Below are 18,355 nucleotides of genomic sequence, written 5' to 3'. Positions count from 1 at the left end.
CCGCCCCTGGGCGGAACAGGTATGATTCCGCCTTGTGCAGAAGCCCGAGTTGGTAAGGCCTCTGCGCACTTACTCGAGGAAAGAATGTTCGCTGGCCAGTCCACCAACTTTGTATGCCTGGCTACGTTGCCTTCTGGTGAGCCTCCTGTCGGGATCGAACCGACGACCTGCCGCTTACAAGGCGGCTGCTCTGGCCATCTGAGCTAAGGAGGCGTTTCCTAACGTATGCGAGCAGCCGAGGAATCTGTTTGCAAAAACGACCCCTCACACCTCGCGCAAACGCAAAGATACTTCACATTATAACGCATGAAACCCGAACTTCACATTTTCTCCGTGCGTGTCGCACTGAACCAGCATGCAGTGCATACCAATCAAACGACGGCCGCAGTAGCCGTCCGCCCATACACCATCTCTGCGCTGCAGCATTCACAGACGCGTTCTAACATGCACGAGGCGCGCCGCAGACCCATAAGCTGCGACGCGCCCACACGGCTGGAGCCGGCAAATCACTCACCGTCATGCCATATCAGACCAGAGCGTTCGCCTTGCCTTCGGCACCAATGCTGGGCATCTGGCCAGCTTGGCCGACCTGGTTCTGCGCCAGGCCGAGAGATTGCAGAATGGCAGCTTGCTGTGTCATCTGCTGGCTGGCAATCTGATCGGAGTCAAGCCGAGTACCGTTGATGGTGACGGTAGGCGTGCTCATACCGCCCTTGAGCTGACCGGACGTGTGCCACAGCTCAGGGCGCTTGACCGTGTATTTGTAGGCGGCATTGATCCAGTCGTCATATTCGCCGCCGAACGCCTTATCTGCCACGTTCTTCGGCACTCCGGCCTTCAGAGCCTGCTCTTTGATCTGATCATTGCTCGTGGGCTTGTACCCGGAGCCTTCTTGAGGCTGGAAATCCTTGCTATAGAGGTTGTCGATGAAGCCGAGCAGATGATCGGGGTTCGGGTCGTGCGAGGCAACGTAGCTGATGGCTCCGGCAGCACGCGTGGAGTAGTGATCCGTGGAGTTGGGATCTTCAAAATTCATGGGATAATAAGCCAAGTTCACCTGACCTGCATCCAGCATTTGTTTGAGCATGGGCCCCACCTGCTGATGCAACGCGCCACACCCAGGGCACAGCGGGTCCATATAAATCTCTACGGTAGGCGCACCGGGCGCCTTCTTGTCGAACCCGTCACGGGAGAAGAGGAAACCGCCCTGCTTGTTGGCACCCTTGGGCGTGACCTTTACCTCCTGCAGCTGCGCATACGTCTGCTCGGCGGTAACGGACTTCTCCTTGCGGCTCTTGTATATGTTGGTCCCCACAATGCCTGCAATCACCGCAATAACCAGCACGATGACCGCCACAACCACCACACCGACCGTGGTTTGCTGGCGGCGCTCCTTGGCCTCCTGCTCAGCCAGCGCCTGCGCTTCCGCCTCTTCGCGTGCGCGCCTGGCAGCACGCGTCTTCTGCTTGGTCTGCTGTGCCGCATTCCGGTTTGGTTTGCCTTGCTGTGCCATGTGTTCCCTTCGGTCTGCGTGACGATGAACCGCATACGCCGTGCTGTACGACTGTCTATGGATTCATCCTAGTGCATAGGTGCACATTTCTCCGCCACCGGCACAGAAAACCAGACAGCCAAACTACAGACCACCCGCAGGTCAACCAGACGAACCAGACAAACCAGCCAGCTCTGCTGCTCATACGAACGCAGCGCTGTGTTGGGCAGCGGCACCAGAAGACGCATGACCATCGTTCCCGGCGCGGCGCGTGAGCAGGCGACGCATGTAACCGGCTCCCAGGCGCAACTTGTCTGACTTTGGGCCGAACGCAACCGCGCACCATGCCAAAGCGGCACATCCCGCCAAAAGCAGCGTGCTGGGGGAGAGGGACGGACTGTATGCGTACGGCAACGCAAGATTCCAGCTGCCGATTGCCAATTCGTATTGGCCAGTCGGCAGGCCGAAGAGCAGACTGACTGCAGCCGGTATCACTGCGGCAATCAACCAAGCCAGCAGCGCCACAGGCACGCTGAGAGCAAGTCCTTTGAGCATGTGCCAAGGTAACGACGCAACACGTTTGGCGGAATCGGTTTTTTTACGTGCACCGCCTCGTTTGTATTCACGCCGAATCTGCGCATCCTCACTCAGGCCCAACGCAACAAACAGCCATATGAATGCAGCCATCACCACATATGCGGCTTGGGGGAGGAATGCCGCCAATGCGGCAAGCGCCAAGGCAAGCAGCCATATTGGCAGCCGCGAGCGCTTGGTGAGCACAGCCCGGCGCGAACGCGCGAATGCCTCAGCGTCCATCTCCTGCTGCTCGGGGCTGGGAGCCGGAGGCTGGGCGGGGTACGGAGAGTATGGCTGAGCAGCATATTGTTGGGCAGGATACGTCGGTTCTGGCTCAAACGCTGGGCCAAGCGTTGGCTCAAGCTGTGGCTCAATGGACGCAGGCTGCGCATATACCGGCGGCTCTGGGGTGCCGTATGGCGGAGCCGGGGTGCCGTACGACGGTGCCGCGTATTGCTGCTGAACCGGCGGTGCCACTGCCTGTTGCAGCACGGTAGTGCTGTTGGAGAACGCACGCGGATCTGCTGCAGGAGCATGCGGCATAACACGGGTGGCAGCCGGCATCAGCGCTGTGGACTCACCAGATTCCGGCACCATCGCCGATGCCGCAGGAGACGGGCTGGGTGGGGGAGCGGGCAGCGCCATGGTCGCGGCAGCTCCATCACCGAGGCAGACCGTGGGTGGCGTTTGCGCGAAACGGTCAGCATGCGCCACTTTCGGCACCACAACGGTCGGTGCGCTGGCAGGTGCCGGAGGTGCGGCGAACGCAGGCATGGTGCCGTCGTCCTCGGCGCTCCACAGCTTGCGCAGGTTTTTGGTATCGCTGGGTTCCGGCGATGGGGATTGGGTTGCGGATGAAGCGCTCTGCACCCCATGCAGCGGCACCACACCGGTGGGCATTCCCGTGGTTCGAGACAAGTCGGCGAGACGATCCAACGCTGAACCTGGTGGTGCCCCAGGCACAGCACCGTCAAAAGGGAGGTCCGCCCCAATCCCCGCCAACGGATTCATGGAATCGGAGATAATCGCGTTCAACAGCTCCTCAGGGCTGCAACGCTTTGACGGGTCGGGGCTCAGAGCCTTGCGGAAGGCTGCGAGCGTGTGGGGCGGCAGTCCGGCCAGGTTGGCGTTGCCGGCAGCCTCACGTTCCAGCACCGCCATCATCGGTTTGACGCCGAACACCGGCTGCCCGGTGGCCGCAAAGGCCAGCACGGAGGCCAAAGACCACCAATCCGTTGCCTCGCACGACTCTGCACCGTCAATGATTTCGGGGGCAATGAATCCAGGGGTACCCATAACCAATCCGGTGCGGGTGACGTGGCTTTCACCCTCGGCCATGGCTATGCCAAAATCCACCAGTACCGGCCCCGTGGCGGAAACCATCACGTTGGTGGGTTTGATATCTCGGTGCACGATGCCTTGCGCATGCACCGCATGCACTGCGTCGATGAGCTTGCGCGCCAGACGTTCCAAATCCACGCCTTCGTACTTGCCGTTCGCCGCCACATCGTCGCGTAAATTGCGCCCTTCGATGAGTTCGGTAACAATGAACGCCAGCGAATCATCGAGTTCCATATCCACAATCGAGCACACGCCAGGGTGACGCACCCTCTGCAGAGACATGGCCTCGCGGCGCAACCGTTCGCGGGCGGTGACGCGGGGACTGCGGCTGCTCGAATTCCCTGAGCTGGTGCCATCGCCCCCATCGCCTAGAGAGCCGGGACCAAACTCATCGTCTTCGGCGCCCTCTACGCCAGTCTCGTCGTCGTTAAGCGATTCGCGCAGAATCTTCATGGCATAAATCTGACCGCCATCGTCGTGCACGCGCCACACAGACCCCATCGCGCCACCACCGACGCGCGAGACCAGCGTATAGCCGCCCACAATCTGGCCGGACTCCAAGTCCAGCGCATTCAAATCGCTCATATCACCATCTTAGAGCCGGCGCTAAACGCAGGATCAGTTCATGCCGAGATAATTACGCCAATACTTCTCGCTGGTCAATGTAGGACGCGCCGATTCATATTCTTGCCGCAAGCGCTCGATGTTGGCCTTGTAGTACGTGAGATCCCTGCTGTAGCGCTTACGAATACGCTCGTAGCGAGCAACGTCTTTCACCCGGATGATGCCCTTACGGTTATACCAGTCAATCACCACAAGTTTGCGCTTGCCTCGGATGGCCGCCGCCGGGTAAACCCAGCCAAGCAGCGGGATTACCCCGTACCCTTCTCCAGAAGTCTTACGCAGGCGCTGCCCGTTATCAGTAACATAGTCCTCGACGTGTTCGAGCGCGGAACGCTGCCCCTGCTGTTCTATGCGTCTATAATCCACTTTCCTGATGTCAAAACCATGCAGGTCGGGGTCGGCGTCAGCCTGAGCCTGCAGCTCCTCGAAACCTACAAGCTGTTCCTTGTTCTTGTTGGCTGCCATGAATGTCTTCTCGGCAATGCCAGGCTGGCTGATGAACTTCGGACCCTTGAGGAAGTCTTCGAACGCGTCGAGGCAAAGCTCAGCATTGGCATACCCAAACTTCTTGAGCTCGAGACGCACGTTGTTTTCCAACTCGTGCATAAAGTCCGACTTGGGGGCCATGCCGCACGTGGCTTGAGCAACCATGGTGTTGCGTGTGGTCTGGTAGCGCTCCACCGCGGCGTTGTAACGTTCGTGGAACGACATGTGCCACACGCACAAGCTGTTCATGGTGATGAACTTGGTCTTGCAACGAATGCCATATTCGGCGTCGTCGCAGCGGACAAAAACAGGCAGCGGCAAACCGTTCTTTTCGATCACCGAGACAGGAATGCAGCAATACCACCACGCGGCATACATATTCTCTCGCATGTATGCAGTGGGCTCAAACGTCTCGTTGTAAATGAGTTCACGGAACTGTGTGAGCCTGAGCTGCGGCTTGCATGGAGCAAAAGTACCCTCGGGGGTCATGTGCCCGATGTCTTCCCACTGGTCTTCGCCAATCTCATAATTGAGCATGGCGCCACTGATCATAGCTTCTTCATATTCAGGCTTGACAATGCGCAACAAGTTGTACGTACGCTTGATGGACTCCGGGGAGACCGCCACGTCATCGTCCATAAGCAACACGTTCGTGGCTTTTGGCTCCTGCGCCATGGCCGTAAGCATGCCACGGGTGAAGCCACCGGCGCCACCTACGTTGTCGTTGGGAATAATCTTGACATTGTCACCGCTCAGCGCCTCAGCGTCGAGCGTGCGCCCGTTGTCGATCACATACATGTGGAAGTGGTCGGAGATATCCTCACCGGCGCGCACAATCTTATCCTTGATGAGATTGACGTTGCCGATGATGTAGCTTTCCTTCTTGAACGTCGTGGTGGCCACAGCCAGCTCAACGGCGCGAGGTTCGCCTTCAAAATCGAGCGAATAGTAGCTGTCGCGCATCTCAACGCGCCCTTCGGTCTCGATATCGAAGCCGGTGATGACCATGTCATCGGTGACCTCGAGCTCCATATCAAGGCTCTGCCACTCATCACTGGCGGCAAGACTGTGCTCTGTGCCTTCCACACGGACGGCACGATCCGAGAAGGTGTCACCGTAATTTTGACGCACTGTGCACGCCGCACCACGAAGCTCCAAGTGCAGTGCAAAGCGAGTAGCGCGAGTGTAGCGGCGCAGCTTCATGACGGACAATGAGTTGAAATAGGTGTCAAAATCAAACAGGCCGGCACGGCTCATCGCCCACACCTGCTCTTCTTCATCGAACACCAGCGGATAATCAGCACGACAGTACATACCCGGGTATGCTGCCGACCTCGGGTTGGCTTCCAACACAATGTTCGCAAACTTCATACTCGGCATCTCGCTCTACCTTTCCTACACGGTCAAACACCGGTTCACTGGTGCCCATCTAACCACAGCGTGCCAATAACTGGCCTCTATTCACAGCTAACTGTCAGTCTTGCCTGCCTTGTCCACAGACTCAGGCGACTCATCTTCAGCAGACGATTCGTCACCGGCTCCGAGTCGCTGTTCCTCGACCAAGTAATTCGGCCGTTGCTTGGTTTGTACGAACACGCGCCCCAAGTATTCTCCAATTACGCCTAAGCCAAGCAGCTGAAGCCCTCCTATGAGCAACAGCACCACCATCAAGGAGGCATAGCCGGGTACATCCACGCTGTCTACCAGCACACGCACCGTAATGATTGCGGCATACACCACAGCTACCACAAAGGCTATGAGACCGGTGTAAGAGGCAATGCGCAGCGGTGCCGTGGTAAAGCTGGTGATGCCGTCCATGGCCAGCTGAATGAGTCTCCAATAGTTCCACTTGGTTTCCCCGGCAGCACGCTCGTCGCGGTCATAGAGAAACTCAATCTTTCTGAACCCGATCCAACTAAAAAGCGCTTTCGAGTTGCGTTCTGACTCGTCAAGCTGTTTCAGTGCATCCACGCATTTGCGATCCAGTAAACGGAAATCGCCAGTATCCTCTTGAATATCAACACTTGAGACCTTGGCCAGCACGCGGTAATACCACCTGCTCGTCATCCTTTTCAGGTAGCTTTCGCCCTTCCTGCTGCGGCGCCTGGCATACACATCCTCATAGCCCTGCAACCATAACTCTGCCATCTCATTGATCAGTTCAGGCGGATCCTGCAAATCAGCGTCGATAATCACCAATGCGTCTGTGCTGACTGCCTCGATTCCCGCAAACATGGCTTTCTCTTTACCGAAATTGCGAGAGAGGAAAATATAATCCGTATAGTCTCGATCGGCAGCATACTGCTTAATCAGAACACGTGTGTCGTCCTTCGAACCATCATCAACGAACATCAGCCGGTATCGCAACTGTGTTCCCTCCCGCTTCAGGCCGCTCCCCACCAAGCCATCCAGCCTATCGAACAAGGCAGGCAACGATTCCTGCTCATTGAAACAAGGCACCATGACGGTGATTGACTTGGCTACAGCCCCCATAAGCATCCCTTCACATCTCCACACCCAATGCTTCTCCAGACTACCTCACCGAAGGCAATGTCCCAAAAGCCGACAATGCATGCCCAACAACCATGTCGAGCATGAACCGACTAGGCGCACACTCAGCTCCTTCTAGGTTGTCTCGGCTACAATCACGATTGTGCGAAGCCGGCACCCTCATCGGGACCTATTGAGAAAGGGCACGCAGCATGTCGTCCAGGATTAAGTATTTCGACGTTGCCAAGGGCATCGCCATGCTCAGTGTGATACTTAGCCATACCATCGGTGCCGTAGACGTCATGGCCGATGCCGGAACCGGCTGGACGGCCATATCAAACTTCTGTTTCTCGTTCCATATGCCGCTGTTCTTCATTCTTTCCGGATTTTTCATGCATCCCGAACGGACATTCAACTGGTACAAGGAGACCCGGGAGCTGCTAGCCACCTATGCCGTAACCGCAGGGGCGATCATCGTCGTCAACACCGTTCATGTCAAGCTGCGCGGCGGCAACGCGCGACAGACGCTCGCAGATTGGCTCGCGGCGGCATTCTACGGCGCAGGCGGCAATGCAGAGGTGCCGCTGTGGGACATTCCCGTCTTCATCGGTGCCATCTGGTTCCTACTCGCACTGTTCTGGGCTCACCTGTTCATGAATGTGCTCAACAAACTCAGGTTTACCGCAGTGTGGGTAGTGCTCCTGGCTCTGACCGGTTATTTCAGTGCCAAACTCGTGTGGCTTCCCCTCAGCATTCAGTCCGGCATGACCGTCACCCTATTCGTATACTTGGGATGGCTCGCCAAACAATATGATGTGCTCAATCTGTTCAAGCGTATGCCGTATCTCTGGCTCATCCCCATACTTGTCTGGGCGGTGTTCGTCTGGAAGTTCTCAGGGTTCAGCATGGCGATGAACCAATACGGAGACCATCCGCTGCTCGCCGTTGTCGGATCCATCTGCGGCGTGATATGCATACTCGGCATCGCCATGCTCATCGAACGCTTCATTCCCCCACTCACTGCGGCATTCGCACATATCGGGCGTTTCACCCTGCCTATCCTGTGCACCCACATTCTTGAGATCAACACGTTCCCATGGCCAAGAATAATCACGCTGCTTATCAATACCACCGGCACCAGCGGCGCGATCCTAATCTCGTTCGTAGCTAGGACCGCATTCGACTGCTTCCTCGCCTGGCTCCTGTACCACACCCCAAAAGTGAACAAGCTATTTTTCCCGTCACTCAACAAAATAATTCAGGCCTCTCATGCGTAAGCCCAACCAGGCTACACGCTGGCATACGAGCCGGTTGCCATCTCCCATTTCAGCCCACATCGCAGCTTCATTCCGCGCTGTGACTAGAATATGGGACACTGACGTACTGCCGACTGCCAAAGCCTGCCCGATAGAGGAGTAATGTTTCCATGCCGAAGATATCCGTGATTATTCCGGCCTATAATATTGAGCCCTACATCGCCGAGTGCCTGCACAGTGTCAGCGCCCAAACATTCAAGGATTTCGAAGCAATCGTCGTTGACGACTGCAGCACCGACCGCACGGGCGCGCTCGCCGATGAGCTCGCCGCTCAAGATAGCCGTATCACTGTGGTGCACCACCGCGAAAACCAAGGCACCCACATCACTCGTAAAACTGGTGCGGAACAGGCCAGCGGCGACTACACCTTCTTCCTTGATGGGGACGATGCGCTTGCATCCACTATGCTCCAAAGTCTCAGCGACGAAATTGATAGGGAGCCGACTGACATCCTGCACTACGGGCTTACGGTGGTGGCAGCCAACGACCTGCAGGACAGCGAGCGCCAAGCGTTCGACACGTTCAACAACGCTCCCACACAGCCTTCTACCGGCTTGGACATTGTGCGAGATATCTTCGACGAGACTCGCGGATATCAGGTGGATTGGCGCTTTACGCAGCGCCTGTACCGCACGGAGCTTCTGCAACAGGCATTCTCACAGATGACCAACGATCGCCTCGGTCGTTCCCAGGATGGCTACGAATGCTTCGTGATTTCGGCACTTGCTCAATCATACCGCCCCATCAAACAGTGCAATGGGTACATCTACTATTACGGCCGCGGTATCAGCGGTACCAATGAGATTTCGGCAGCAAAGTACGGCAAGTACTGTTCGGATTTCAAGGCCGATTTTGACGCTGCCTACGCTTTTGCCCGTACCACAGGCTCGTCCGAAATCGAGGCATGCGCCGAAGGTTTCGAGCACAAGGCCACTGAGATTTTAGCGAATGACTGGCTGGTGCGTGTTGGCGAAAGCGACAAAACAACTGCAGCAGATGCCATGACGGACGTATTTGGTTCCGCGGTCACTGCACGTGAGCTGTACCGTTTTGTGCGCGATCGTGCATACGAGTTTGTGTCCAGTCATACAGTTCCCGAACCAGACGATGATCTGTACCACTGGATGCGCATTGCGCAGTCGTTGCGTGCCACTGAGGTGGATACGCAAACCCAGGAGGATCGTTACCTAGCCATGCGTGGAACGGCGCTCGGCCACGTTAACGATTTGGATGCCGCACGCAAGAAAGCCGCTTATGCAAATCAAAATGTGCGCATTTTCGTCACCACGCACAAGGATGCGGACATACCTCAGGGTAGCGTGTTCCAACCAGTGCAGGTAGGCCCCGGCAATAAGACAAATCGTTTCGCATATAGTTTCCACGACGACGAAGGCGAGAACATCTCCAACAAGAACCCTCGTTATTGCGAACTCACTACGCAGTATTGGGCGTGGAAGAACGTTGACGCCGAGTATTACGGCTTCTGCCATTACCGGCGTTACTTCGATTTTTCGCCAGTCCAGCATACGGAAAATCCGTACGGCGAGGTGATGGACGATTATATTGACGAGCAAGCGATCAAACGCTACCAGCTCGATGACCAGAGTGTGCAGGATGCTGTGCAAGGCTACGACATCATCACCACTGGTATCAAAGATCTTCGTCAAACCATCGACCAACATGGCACTCCTACCGAGCTGTACCGTGCGGCCCCCTACCTGCACATGCAAGACCTGCGCACCGTATACCAGATTATCTGCGAACAGCAGCCCGAATATAAGGCAGATGCCGACGCGTTCCTCAACGGCCATCATTCGTGCTTCTGCAACATGTACATCATGCGCAAGCAGCAGTTCTTCGACTATTGCGAGTGGATGTTCCCCATTCTCGAGGAGTTCGAGCGACGCACCGACATGAGCCTGTACAGCAAAGAGGCATTGCGCACGCCCGGGCATCTTTCCGAGCGCCTGTTCAACATTTGGCTCATGCACCGCAGGCGCACCCAGCCGGGGCTGAAAACCAAGGAACTGCAGTGCGTGCATTTCACCAATCCTGAAGCCCGCCAAGAGCAGTGGCCTCCGGAAGTAGTGGGCAAATCCATTGTTCCAGTGGCGTTCGCTGCGGACGATAATTATGTTCCCATGCTCACCACCACCATCTATTCGATGCTCGTCAACGCTTCGAAAGACCGTTTCTACGACATTTCGATACTCCAGCGCGACATTAGCGGTGAGAGCCAGCGCATTATGCGTTCGTTCTTTGCTCAGTTCCCGAACGTCGGTCTGCGTTTCATTGATGTGCGCCGCGAAATCGCCGGCTACTCGCTCACGACCGCGAACGCGCACATCAGCATCGAAACCTATTACCGTTTCCTCATCCAAGAGTTGCTGCCCTTCTATAACAAGGTGCTGTATTTAGACGCCGATCTGGTGGTTAACGGTGATGTGGCGCAGTTGTACGACACCGACTTGGGAGACAACCTGCTTGGCGCAGTACGGGATATCGACTATCTGGGTAACCTCAACTTCAATGACGGCGAGCGCTTGGCATACAGCAAGAGCAAGCTAGGCATGACGAACCCATACGACTACTTCCAGGCGGGCGTGCTGCTGCTCAACACTAAGGCGATGCGTAACCGTTACAGCATGGAGCAATGGCTGAAGTTCGCCTCCAACCCCGACTACATCTACAACGATCAGGATGTACTGAACGCGTGCTGCGAAGGCAGTGTGTGCTACCTTGACTGGTCGTGGAATGTGATGCATGACTGTGCCGGTCGAGTCGGCAACGTATTCACATTTGCACCTGACGCCATGTATGACGCGTATATGGCTTCGCGTGAGCACCCCCAAATCATTCACTATGCCGGGTATCAGAAACCATGGAAGGAAACGGACTGCGACTTCGCGGATGTGTACTGGTCATACGCCAGGCAAACACCGTTCTATGAGCGTCTTTTGTCAAAGGCCTCCGACTCGGCAAGCACCGACATCGCCTCGCGTATCGTGCATGACGCATTGACGCACCACGAACGTGCCGTATCGGAGAACAACATTGTTCGAAAGTTTATCGACCCACTCGCGCCCATCGGCAGTAAGCGGCGTGAAACCATGAAGCAGGCCGTTCGCACCATGCGTGGCCGCGAATAGCAGAAGGTACAACCACCAGTATATGAAATCACCTCGATGCCGTCAGACACCGAGGTGATTTCATATACCGCCCGCGCACGAATTCTGCATACGCGCAGTAATGGCGTTACAGAACTTCAGCGAATTTGGGACTGAACTTGCGGAACACGTAAATACCCAAGCCGAAGATAACGGCGGTCAGCACGTAAGGAATAAGGGACACCAACGGGTTACCGATCATGGTCCACACCGTGTCAACGTAGTCTGGGGCCAGCAGGTTGTGGCGGATATCCATGATGATTTGCGTCGAGGGGTTAATCATGAGCAGCTTTGCGGCCCACGACAGGCTCGGGTTGTTGGAAATCATGGAGATGGGGTAAATCACTGGTGTTGCGTAGAAGAGCGCTTGAAGCACCACTTCCCAAATGTGCGTGACATCGCGGTAATAGACGTACATGGTGCCCAACAGCAGCGCTACTCCAAGGGCAAGCAAATACAGCTGCACAACGCTTAACGGCACCAGCAGCATACGCCAAGTGAACTCCGCATGCCCAAAGAAGCCGAAGAAGATGATGACCAGCAAGTTGATGAGCATGGAAATCATCGAACCCATGGTGGTGGAAGCGACCACAATGTAGTTGGGGAAATGGATTTTGCGCAACAAGTCGCCACGCTCCACCACAGCGCGCATACCCATACTGGTCGCTTCATTGAAGAAATTCCACAGACAGGTGCCGCACAACAACGATACTGCATACGTTGGGGTTCCATCATCGAACTTCAAGAAGCGCACAAACACGACATACATCACGGCGAAGAGCATCAGCGGCCGCAGCACCGACCACAGCACGCCAAGGAACGAACCTTGGTAACGCAGCTTAAAATCAGACTTGACCAGCTCCTTGAATACCACCAAAGCGTAGTGGTACTTAGACTGGAGTTGTTTCACAAAATTCTTCACAACCAACCATCCTACTCTTACGCTGCACCTGCACTATGGCTCGCACCCACAGTATCGGATAGTGCATCATTTCACTGCTCAACCATATATGTTTACTCGCAGCGTCTGATAAGTCGCTCTCGTCTGCTTCGCTCCGACGCGCGCATTCACCTTCCGCGCAACAATCCTCGCGTACAGTATGGTCGTATAGTCAAACACATTCTCTGACCGCATCACTTGAGAAGGTTGAGTTATGGGAACACCACGTCCGATTCGCGCAAAACGATGGGCATACCGCACCGGCAGCATACTGGCAGCGACAGTCACATCGCTGTATGGCATACTCGCCATCGCCCTCTGTACGATAGTGCTAGTGGTGAAATACGCCATACATAAGCAGGTACTGGAACTGCCGTTCTACCGAACGGATAATCCTATAGCCACCGCTGTAGCAGTACTGGCGGTGGCCGCATGCTGCGCGCTGGCCATCTGGCGCGCGACCAGCAATAAGCAGCCAGCAAGGAAGCTTCACTGGCCTACCGCTATATGTACCAAACCACTTCTGTGCACAGCCCTCGCCAGTGTGTTGGTGTTCGCCGTACAGGTGCTCATCATCGTTTCCATTCAGTACATGCTGCGATGGGACCCCGGTTTCATGCTCGATTACGCCAAAGACGCTGCCCAAGGCAAAGATCTGAGCCAGTACCGCTGGTATTTCAACACCTACCCTAATAACGTGTATTTTGAGGGATACATGGTAGCGATTACCAAGTTTGCTTTGTTCATTCGCATAAACCCGGCAATGCTACTGGCCAGCATCGGCGCACTGTGCGTGACCATAGCCGGGCAGCTTTCCGCAGCAGCTGTCCAGGAACTGCTGCACAAGCCCATGGCCACATACGCACTGTTCGGCGTGTACACCGTACTCATCTCACTGTCATCGTGGGTGAGCGTTCCCTACACTGACACCTACCTGACCGTGTTTGTAGCCGCCGCGGTACTGTGTTACATCAAATCCATACACGCTTCCCGACCGGTTGTCTCAGCGCTGTATTTTGCAGGTGCCGCACTCGCCATAGCATTGGGCAGCATGTGCAAGCCAACCATTTGGGTGTTCGCCGTTGCTTTGGTGCTATCTGAATTGCTGCGTATACTGCTGCGACTTCGGACAGCCAAGCGGGTACTTGCCAATCTCGGTATACTGGTCGTCCTCAGTGCGTTATGGGTTGGAGCCGCCATGCCAGCGCTCCAGCGAGCCATCGATATTCCTGTCGACAAGCAGGATTCCTTCAGCTATACGCACTATTTGATGATGGGCATCAACCCTCAGCAATATGGGGTGTTCAACACCCATGACGTTGACTTTTCCGCCAGCCACGGCACCGTAAAGGCGCGTGAGCAGGCTGATCTGCAGTTGGCACGCCAGCGATTCGACAACATGTCGCCTCGTGAACTCGTGAGTTTCTATGTCAAGAAGCTTTCCATGACGTTCTCGGACGGCACCTTCGGCACCGGACGCGAGGCCGGCGGAGAGTTTCCCGTGCCTGAGCAGTACCGGTACCCCAACCCGCTGGGCAGCGTCTCAGAAACGTTACGCAACGTGTTCTATTTTGGCCCGCATCGGCATTCCATGCTGCGCCTGGCTGAACAATGCGTCTGGTTTACCGTGCTTATCGGTTTGCTCTTCGCCGCGCTCAAACCGCATTGGTACAAGTCAGAGCGGGACAGGAACAACCAGACAGCAATACTTACCTTCCTGCGGCTATGCATGCTTGGGGTCACGCTGTTCCTCATGCTTTTCGAGACCCGCTCACGGTATCTGTACTCATTCTCACCCATCATCTTGGACTTAGCTGTATACGGCCTGTACCAGTTCTGCTCTCGCTGCGCACAGCTGTCCAAACGGTGGAAGGAGCGACGCTCAGAGCACCAGCAGAGCCGCGAATCGGTTCCTCATCCAGCCAACGCACGCTAACTTCAGAGCCGCTATCTCGTCAGTTGGTGATTTATCGCCGTACCATAGAAGGTAAGCTGCATATACGCATTACAAGGAGAAAGACATCGTGGGCACCAGTAAAGGCCGTATCGCTGGATTGGATCTGGCCAAAACCATCGCAATATTCTTGGTCATCCTCATCCACTACTCGTTCTATTCGGGGTTCATGCATAACACCACATTGAGCAATGCGGCTACAACGTTCACTACGGTCGGGGTGCCGCTCTTCTTCATGGTCAACGGTTATCTGCTCATGAACGGGCGCTTCTCCATGCCCAAGCACGTGCACAAAATCGGCCGCATGGTGGCGGTACTGCTTATCTGGAAGCTCATCACGCTACCGATTATGAGCGTGCTGAACCATGCCGCCATCAGTTGGAAGGATGTGCCGGCATATCTGCTCGGCGGCTCCTACGAGGCTGCACCGCTGGGATATTTCTGGTTCATCAATGCTCTGCTTTCCATCTATATCATCTTCCCGCTCATCAAAATTGCCTACGACCATGAACAAGGCCGACGCTATCTCGCAGGCATCACTGCTATACTCGCAGCACTCATCTTCGGTGTCACCCTCGGCAACAATCTCTGCGATATCATTTCCACATCTTCTGGCCACCATCTTGGTGACATCTTCTCCTCATTGAACGGTTACAATCTACTGGGCAGTTACGGCTACGCCTTCGTCTACTTCGTGATCGGAGGGTACTCCAATCACATCGCCTGTACACTGCGCCGCTGGTGCAACGAACGCACCGCACTGATGAATACCGCGCTCATCGTCGGAGGGGTATTGGACTTCGCCTTGCTCTTTGGACTGCAGCGCTACCAAGCACGCACCAAAAACGTTGCCTTCTATGTGGAGAACGGCTACCAAAGCACAACGGTGCTTATCCTCACCGTCGTGCTTTTCCAATTGTTCCTGCAGGTGCGGCACCTTCCCGTGTGGCTTGACACCATCATCAGCACCACTGGAGCCAATACGCTTGGTGTGTATTATCTGCACCTCATGCTCATCTACACGCTCAGCAATGCCGCTAAGCGCTTTGCACTGTTCAGCAGTGTCTCGCTGCCTGCCAACCTAGGTCTGGTACTGCTAATTTTCGCGGTTGGCACGGTAATCAGTCTCATCGGCAAACGCATCCCGGCAGTCAAATTCCTGTTTTAAGCGTGAGCCGTGCGCGCAATATAATACAGCACGCACGCGCGGCTCAGACTCACACTTGGTCCGCCCAGCCCCAACCGTTGACACTCTGACAGATCCGACTAGTAGAGCGCCAGGTAGGCATCGTGCCCTGAGAAGACGAGTTGTTCGTCCAAGTCGATGCCATTCCAGTTTTTACCTTCGAAATGAGCTTCATACACAGAAGCCGGCATGTCGATTTTCGTCAGGTTCATGCCACCCAGATAGTTAAGCATTTCGAAGTTGGAATATTGTGTGTTCATGATGCGCCGGTTCAGCTCATGGTTCTGGTAGCGCACACTGCCATATTTCACGTTCACATTGGTATCAGGTGTAATGGCGATGGAAGTCACTTCCTGGTGGGATTCACGCTCGTATTCATGAATGCGGTCAATGACTTGTGCAGCGTAGTCACGATCCTGCACATTGCTGATGAACGTGTCATATGCCATATCGGAAAGCGACAAGCAGCTGCCGATTACCGCCAGCAGAGCCACCACCGTCACACTCATGGTCGCGATCTTTCCTGTCCTGCTATTGGCCTGCCGCGCACGCACAACCTCGCCGTCAGCACCACCAGCGCCGTCAGCAGGCTGATGGCCCGCAGTATCGACCGCAAGTTCGCCTTCGGTACCGTCCGGGTAGCGACGGAACACCGAGACCACCAGCACAGCTGCCGTGGCGCCGAAGACAGCCCATACCGCCATATTGCTGCGCGGAGTGAGCAGCACATTCTGCTCAATATAGTGCGGCGCAAAAGCAGCGATATACGAGACCACCACAGCGCAAACCAGCTGCAGATAAGGCAAGTTCTTCCATTTCATCGCCGAAACCACAGCCAACGCCACAAGCCCGACCACAAGCAGAGTGACGCTGAACTTTGGCAACAAACCGTCAGCATTGTTGAGCATGGACGGCTGGTAAGCAATGACCGTAGCAATATTGCCAAGCATCGTGCGAATATTCAGCTTGGCACCGCGCCCAGGGTCGACGATGTATCCGATGCGAATCAGGAATTTCACGATTACGACGTTGAACAACGAACCGAACGCCGCAATCGCCAACGCGAGCGCCCACCGTGCCACCGTACGCATACGAGCCTTTGCTGCTACACCGCGGTTTCGATCGAGGCACCACCCAATCAGCACAAACGCCAAATAGTAACCTACCAGGCTCTGATAGCAGCCTAACGCCACCAGCAAACTCATCACGCTCCCCAGCACTGACCACACCGTGGGCTTGCGCAGTGTCAAGACAGCGGCCAGAGTGACAAACAAGGAGCCGAACGCTGCAGAAACAGCGCTCTCGGGGAACAGGATAAACTCCATGACGAACACGTTGATCCACACCAGAGAAAGCACCAAAACTAAGCTGCAGCGGCGTTTGAAACCTTCAATGCCGCTGAGCCGCGAGAACGTCATGGTGAGCATGGCAACAGATGCGGAGAATGCCAGCACTGCCAGCACCATAAAAATACGTTGGTTGAGCACCAGGTTCAAGCCGAGTTTATCGGTGAGCATGGTTATCAGCCACCAGGTATACCTACCATTTTGTAGGTACCAGAACGCATTCTGGTTGGCGATGAGATGGTATGAGTCCACCGAGAAATGCATCCTGCTCAGCATGGGCATGAACGCTACGACGTTGAGCACCAACGCCAAGAGCGTGATGACGACTTCTTGTTTATGCGAAATTGCGGAGCTCGACCGCTGTTCCGGCTTATGTGCCATAGGTATGTACCCTCTGTTTGAGTCAGTAAATATTAAATCAGATACGCTTTTCAACAATATAGCGCGGTCTCTGCTTAACTTCCATGTAAATGCGCCCCACATACTCGCCTACCACACCAATGCCGGAAAGGATCAAACCGCCCAAAATCCACATTGAGCACATGAGCGATCCCCAGCCTGCCACGGCATGCCCAGTACATAGTGAAATCAGCACGTAAATAAGCATAACAAGACCAATTGCTACGGAGATGACACCAGTGGTGGTGATCATGCGTAGAGGTTTCACCGAGAAGGATGTCACTCCTTCCAACGCGAACGAAACCATTTTGGTCAACGGATATTTAGACTCTCCTGCAGCACGCTCCCCGCGCTTGTAGAACACTTTGGAGGTGGGGAAGCCAAGAGACGGCACAATGCCACGCAAGAACAGATTGACCTCGGTGTACTGAGACAGCGCTTCCAACGCTTCCCGGCTCATCAACCGGTAGTCGGCATGGTTTGAAACGGTTTCGGTACCGAGCCAAGCCATAGTGGCATAGAACATTCCAGCAGTGTTGCGCTTAAACCATGAGTCCGTGTCGCGGTTGTCACGCACACCGTACACGATGTCAGACCCTCTGCAGTAATCCTGAACCATTTCGTCGACGGCATTCGGGTCATCCTGCAAATCGGCGTCCATGGAAACAGCGGCGTCGCACCCCAAACGCAACGCCTCCATCAGCCCCGCATACAAGGCATTCTGGTGCCCGCGATTGTGCGAGAACTTGACGCCATGGATAGCGCTTTCTTCCTCGTGCAAAGCTTCGATCAAGTGCCATGTGGCATCTTTGGAACCGTCGTCCACCAGTACCACAAAACTATCTGCCGTTATGGCTCCCTGAGCCTTAAGCGAGGCAAGCTTGGCACGCAGGATGGGTGCCGTGATTGGGAGTACGTCCTCTTCGTTGTAGCAGGGGAGCACAAATGCCAAGCGTGGCGCAGCATGACCTGTCGTTACCGGTTTGCTGCGCTTCGCTTCATCATTCATCTGCTCGTTGCCACTCATGTTTTCCAGTC

Annotated in this window: 11 protein-coding genes and 1 tRNA gene; 4 read left to right on the top strand and 8 right to left on the bottom strand. The window is 55.4% G+C overall.

The window, feature by feature from the left end; translation table 11 throughout:
- Window positions 1-139: 139 nt before the first annotated feature.
- From ACSYSO_RS00530 to ACSYSO_RS00510, 5 genes are all read right to left on the bottom strand, one after another.
- A tRNA-Thr gene (locus tag ACSYSO_RS00530) sits at window positions 140-213 on the bottom strand.
- A 313-nt stretch (window positions 214-526) separates the two neighbouring features.
- Window positions 527-1,513 (bottom strand): DsbA family protein, encoded by a 987-nt coding sequence (locus tag ACSYSO_RS00525; RefSeq protein WP_491701792.1) that lies wholly within the window; start codon window positions 1,511-1,513, stop codon window positions 527-529.
- 180 nt (window positions 1,514-1,693) lie between these two features.
- Complete coding sequence (locus ACSYSO_RS00520) at window positions 1,694-3,994, bottom strand: serine/threonine-protein kinase (protein ID WP_491701791.1); 2,301 nt, start codon at window positions 3,992-3,994, stop codon at window positions 1,694-1,696.
- Window positions 3,995-4,027: 33 nt separating this feature from the next.
- The gene (locus ACSYSO_RS00515) at window positions 4,028-5,899 is read right to left on the bottom strand and encodes a glycosyltransferase family protein (protein ID WP_491701790.1); all 1,872 of its coding nucleotides are present in this window, start codon (window positions 5,897-5,899) and stop codon (window positions 4,028-4,030) included.
- Window positions 5,900-5,986: 87 nt separating this feature from the next.
- Complete coding sequence (locus tag ACSYSO_RS00510) at window positions 5,987-7,012, bottom strand: glycosyltransferase family 2 protein (protein ID WP_491701789.1); 1,026 nt, start codon at window positions 7,010-7,012, stop codon at window positions 5,987-5,989.
- Window positions 7,013-7,221: 209 nt separating this feature from the next.
- Between ACSYSO_RS00510 and ACSYSO_RS00505 the strand changes: the two genes are divergently transcribed.
- Window positions 7,222-8,286 carry an acyltransferase family protein gene (locus tag ACSYSO_RS00505; RefSeq protein WP_491701788.1) on the top strand — a complete coding sequence of 355 codons (1,065 nt, stop codon included), beginning with the start codon at window positions 7,222-7,224 and terminating at the stop codon, window positions 8,284-8,286.
- A gap of 149 nt (window positions 8,287-8,435) precedes the next feature.
- Window positions 8,436-11,474 (top strand): DUF4422 domain-containing protein, encoded by a 3,039-nt coding sequence (locus ACSYSO_RS00500; protein ID WP_491701787.1) that lies wholly within the window; start codon window positions 8,436-8,438, stop codon window positions 11,472-11,474.
- 106 nt (window positions 11,475-11,580) lie between these two features.
- Here ACSYSO_RS00500 and ACSYSO_RS00495 read toward each other — a convergent pair whose 3' ends face one another.
- The gene (locus tag ACSYSO_RS00495; protein ID WP_491701786.1) at window positions 11,581-12,402 is read right to left on the bottom strand and encodes an ABC transporter permease; all 822 of its coding nucleotides are present in this window, start codon (window positions 12,400-12,402) and stop codon (window positions 11,581-11,583) included.
- A 244-nt stretch (window positions 12,403-12,646) separates the two neighbouring features.
- Here ACSYSO_RS00495 and ACSYSO_RS00490 point away from each other — a divergent pair, with 244 nt between their 5' ends.
- Window positions 12,647-14,368 (top strand): glycosyltransferase family protein, encoded by a 1,722-nt coding sequence (locus tag ACSYSO_RS00490; RefSeq protein WP_491701785.1) that lies wholly within the window; start codon window positions 12,647-12,649, stop codon window positions 14,366-14,368.
- Window positions 14,369-14,456: 88 nt separating this feature from the next.
- Complete coding sequence (locus ACSYSO_RS00485; protein WP_489760281.1) at window positions 14,457-15,554, top strand: acyltransferase; 1,098 nt, start codon at window positions 14,457-14,459, stop codon at window positions 15,552-15,554.
- Between the two features lie 98 nt (window positions 15,555-15,652).
- On the opposite strand, the gene ACSYSO_RS00480 is transcribed toward ACSYSO_RS00485, so the two are convergent.
- Window positions 15,653-17,299 (bottom strand): glucosyltransferase domain-containing protein, encoded by a 1,647-nt coding sequence (locus ACSYSO_RS00480; RefSeq protein ID WP_491701784.1) that lies wholly within the window; start codon window positions 17,297-17,299, stop codon window positions 15,653-15,655.
- Window positions 17,300-17,336: 37 nt separating this feature from the next.
- The gene (locus tag ACSYSO_RS00475) at window positions 17,337-18,326 is read right to left on the bottom strand and encodes a glycosyltransferase family 2 protein (protein WP_489760284.1); all 990 of its coding nucleotides are present in this window, start codon (window positions 18,324-18,326) and stop codon (window positions 17,337-17,339) included.
- Between the last annotated feature and the right edge of the window lie 29 nt (window positions 18,327-18,355).

The sequence above is a fragment of the Bifidobacterium sp. ESL1130 genome (assembly GCF_058507935.1).
Note: the sequence above shows the minus strand (reverse complement) of the source record. Positions and strands in the feature narration are given on the sequence as shown.

Bases quoted from the DNA above. Each gene is read 5' to 3' on its own strand.
- ACSYSO_RS00515 (WP_491701790.1), bottom strand. From the start codon at position 5,899: ATGCCGAGTATGAAGTTTGCGAACATTGTGTTGGAAGCCAACCCGAGG.
- ACSYSO_RS00500 (WP_491701787.1), top strand. From the start codon at position 8,436: ATGCCGAAGATATCCGTGATTATTCCGGCCTATAATATTGAGCCCTAC.
- ACSYSO_RS00520 (WP_491701791.1), bottom strand. From the start codon at position 3,994: ATGAGCGATTTGAATGCGCTGGACTTGGAGTCCGGCCAGATTGTGGGC.
- ACSYSO_RS00475 (WP_489760284.1), bottom strand. From the start codon at position 18,326: ATGAATGATGAAGCGAAGCGCAGCAAACCGGTAACGACAGGTCATGCT.
- ACSYSO_RS00510 (WP_491701789.1), bottom strand. From the start codon at position 7,012: ATGGGGGCTGTAGCCAAGTCAATCACCGTCATGGTGCCTTGTTTCAAT.
- ACSYSO_RS00525 (WP_491701792.1), bottom strand. From the start codon at position 1,513: ATGGCACAGCAAGGCAAACCAAACCGGAATGCGGCACAGCAGACCAAG.
- ACSYSO_RS00505 (WP_491701788.1), top strand. From the start codon at position 7,222: ATGTCGTCCAGGATTAAGTATTTCGACGTTGCCAAGGGCATCGCCATG.
- ACSYSO_RS00480 (WP_491701784.1), bottom strand. From the start codon at position 17,299: ATGGCACATAAGCCGGAACAGCGGTCGAGCTCCGCAATTTCGCATAAA.
- ACSYSO_RS00490 (WP_491701785.1), top strand. From the start codon at position 12,647: ATGGGAACACCACGTCCGATTCGCGCAAAACGATGGGCATACCGCACC.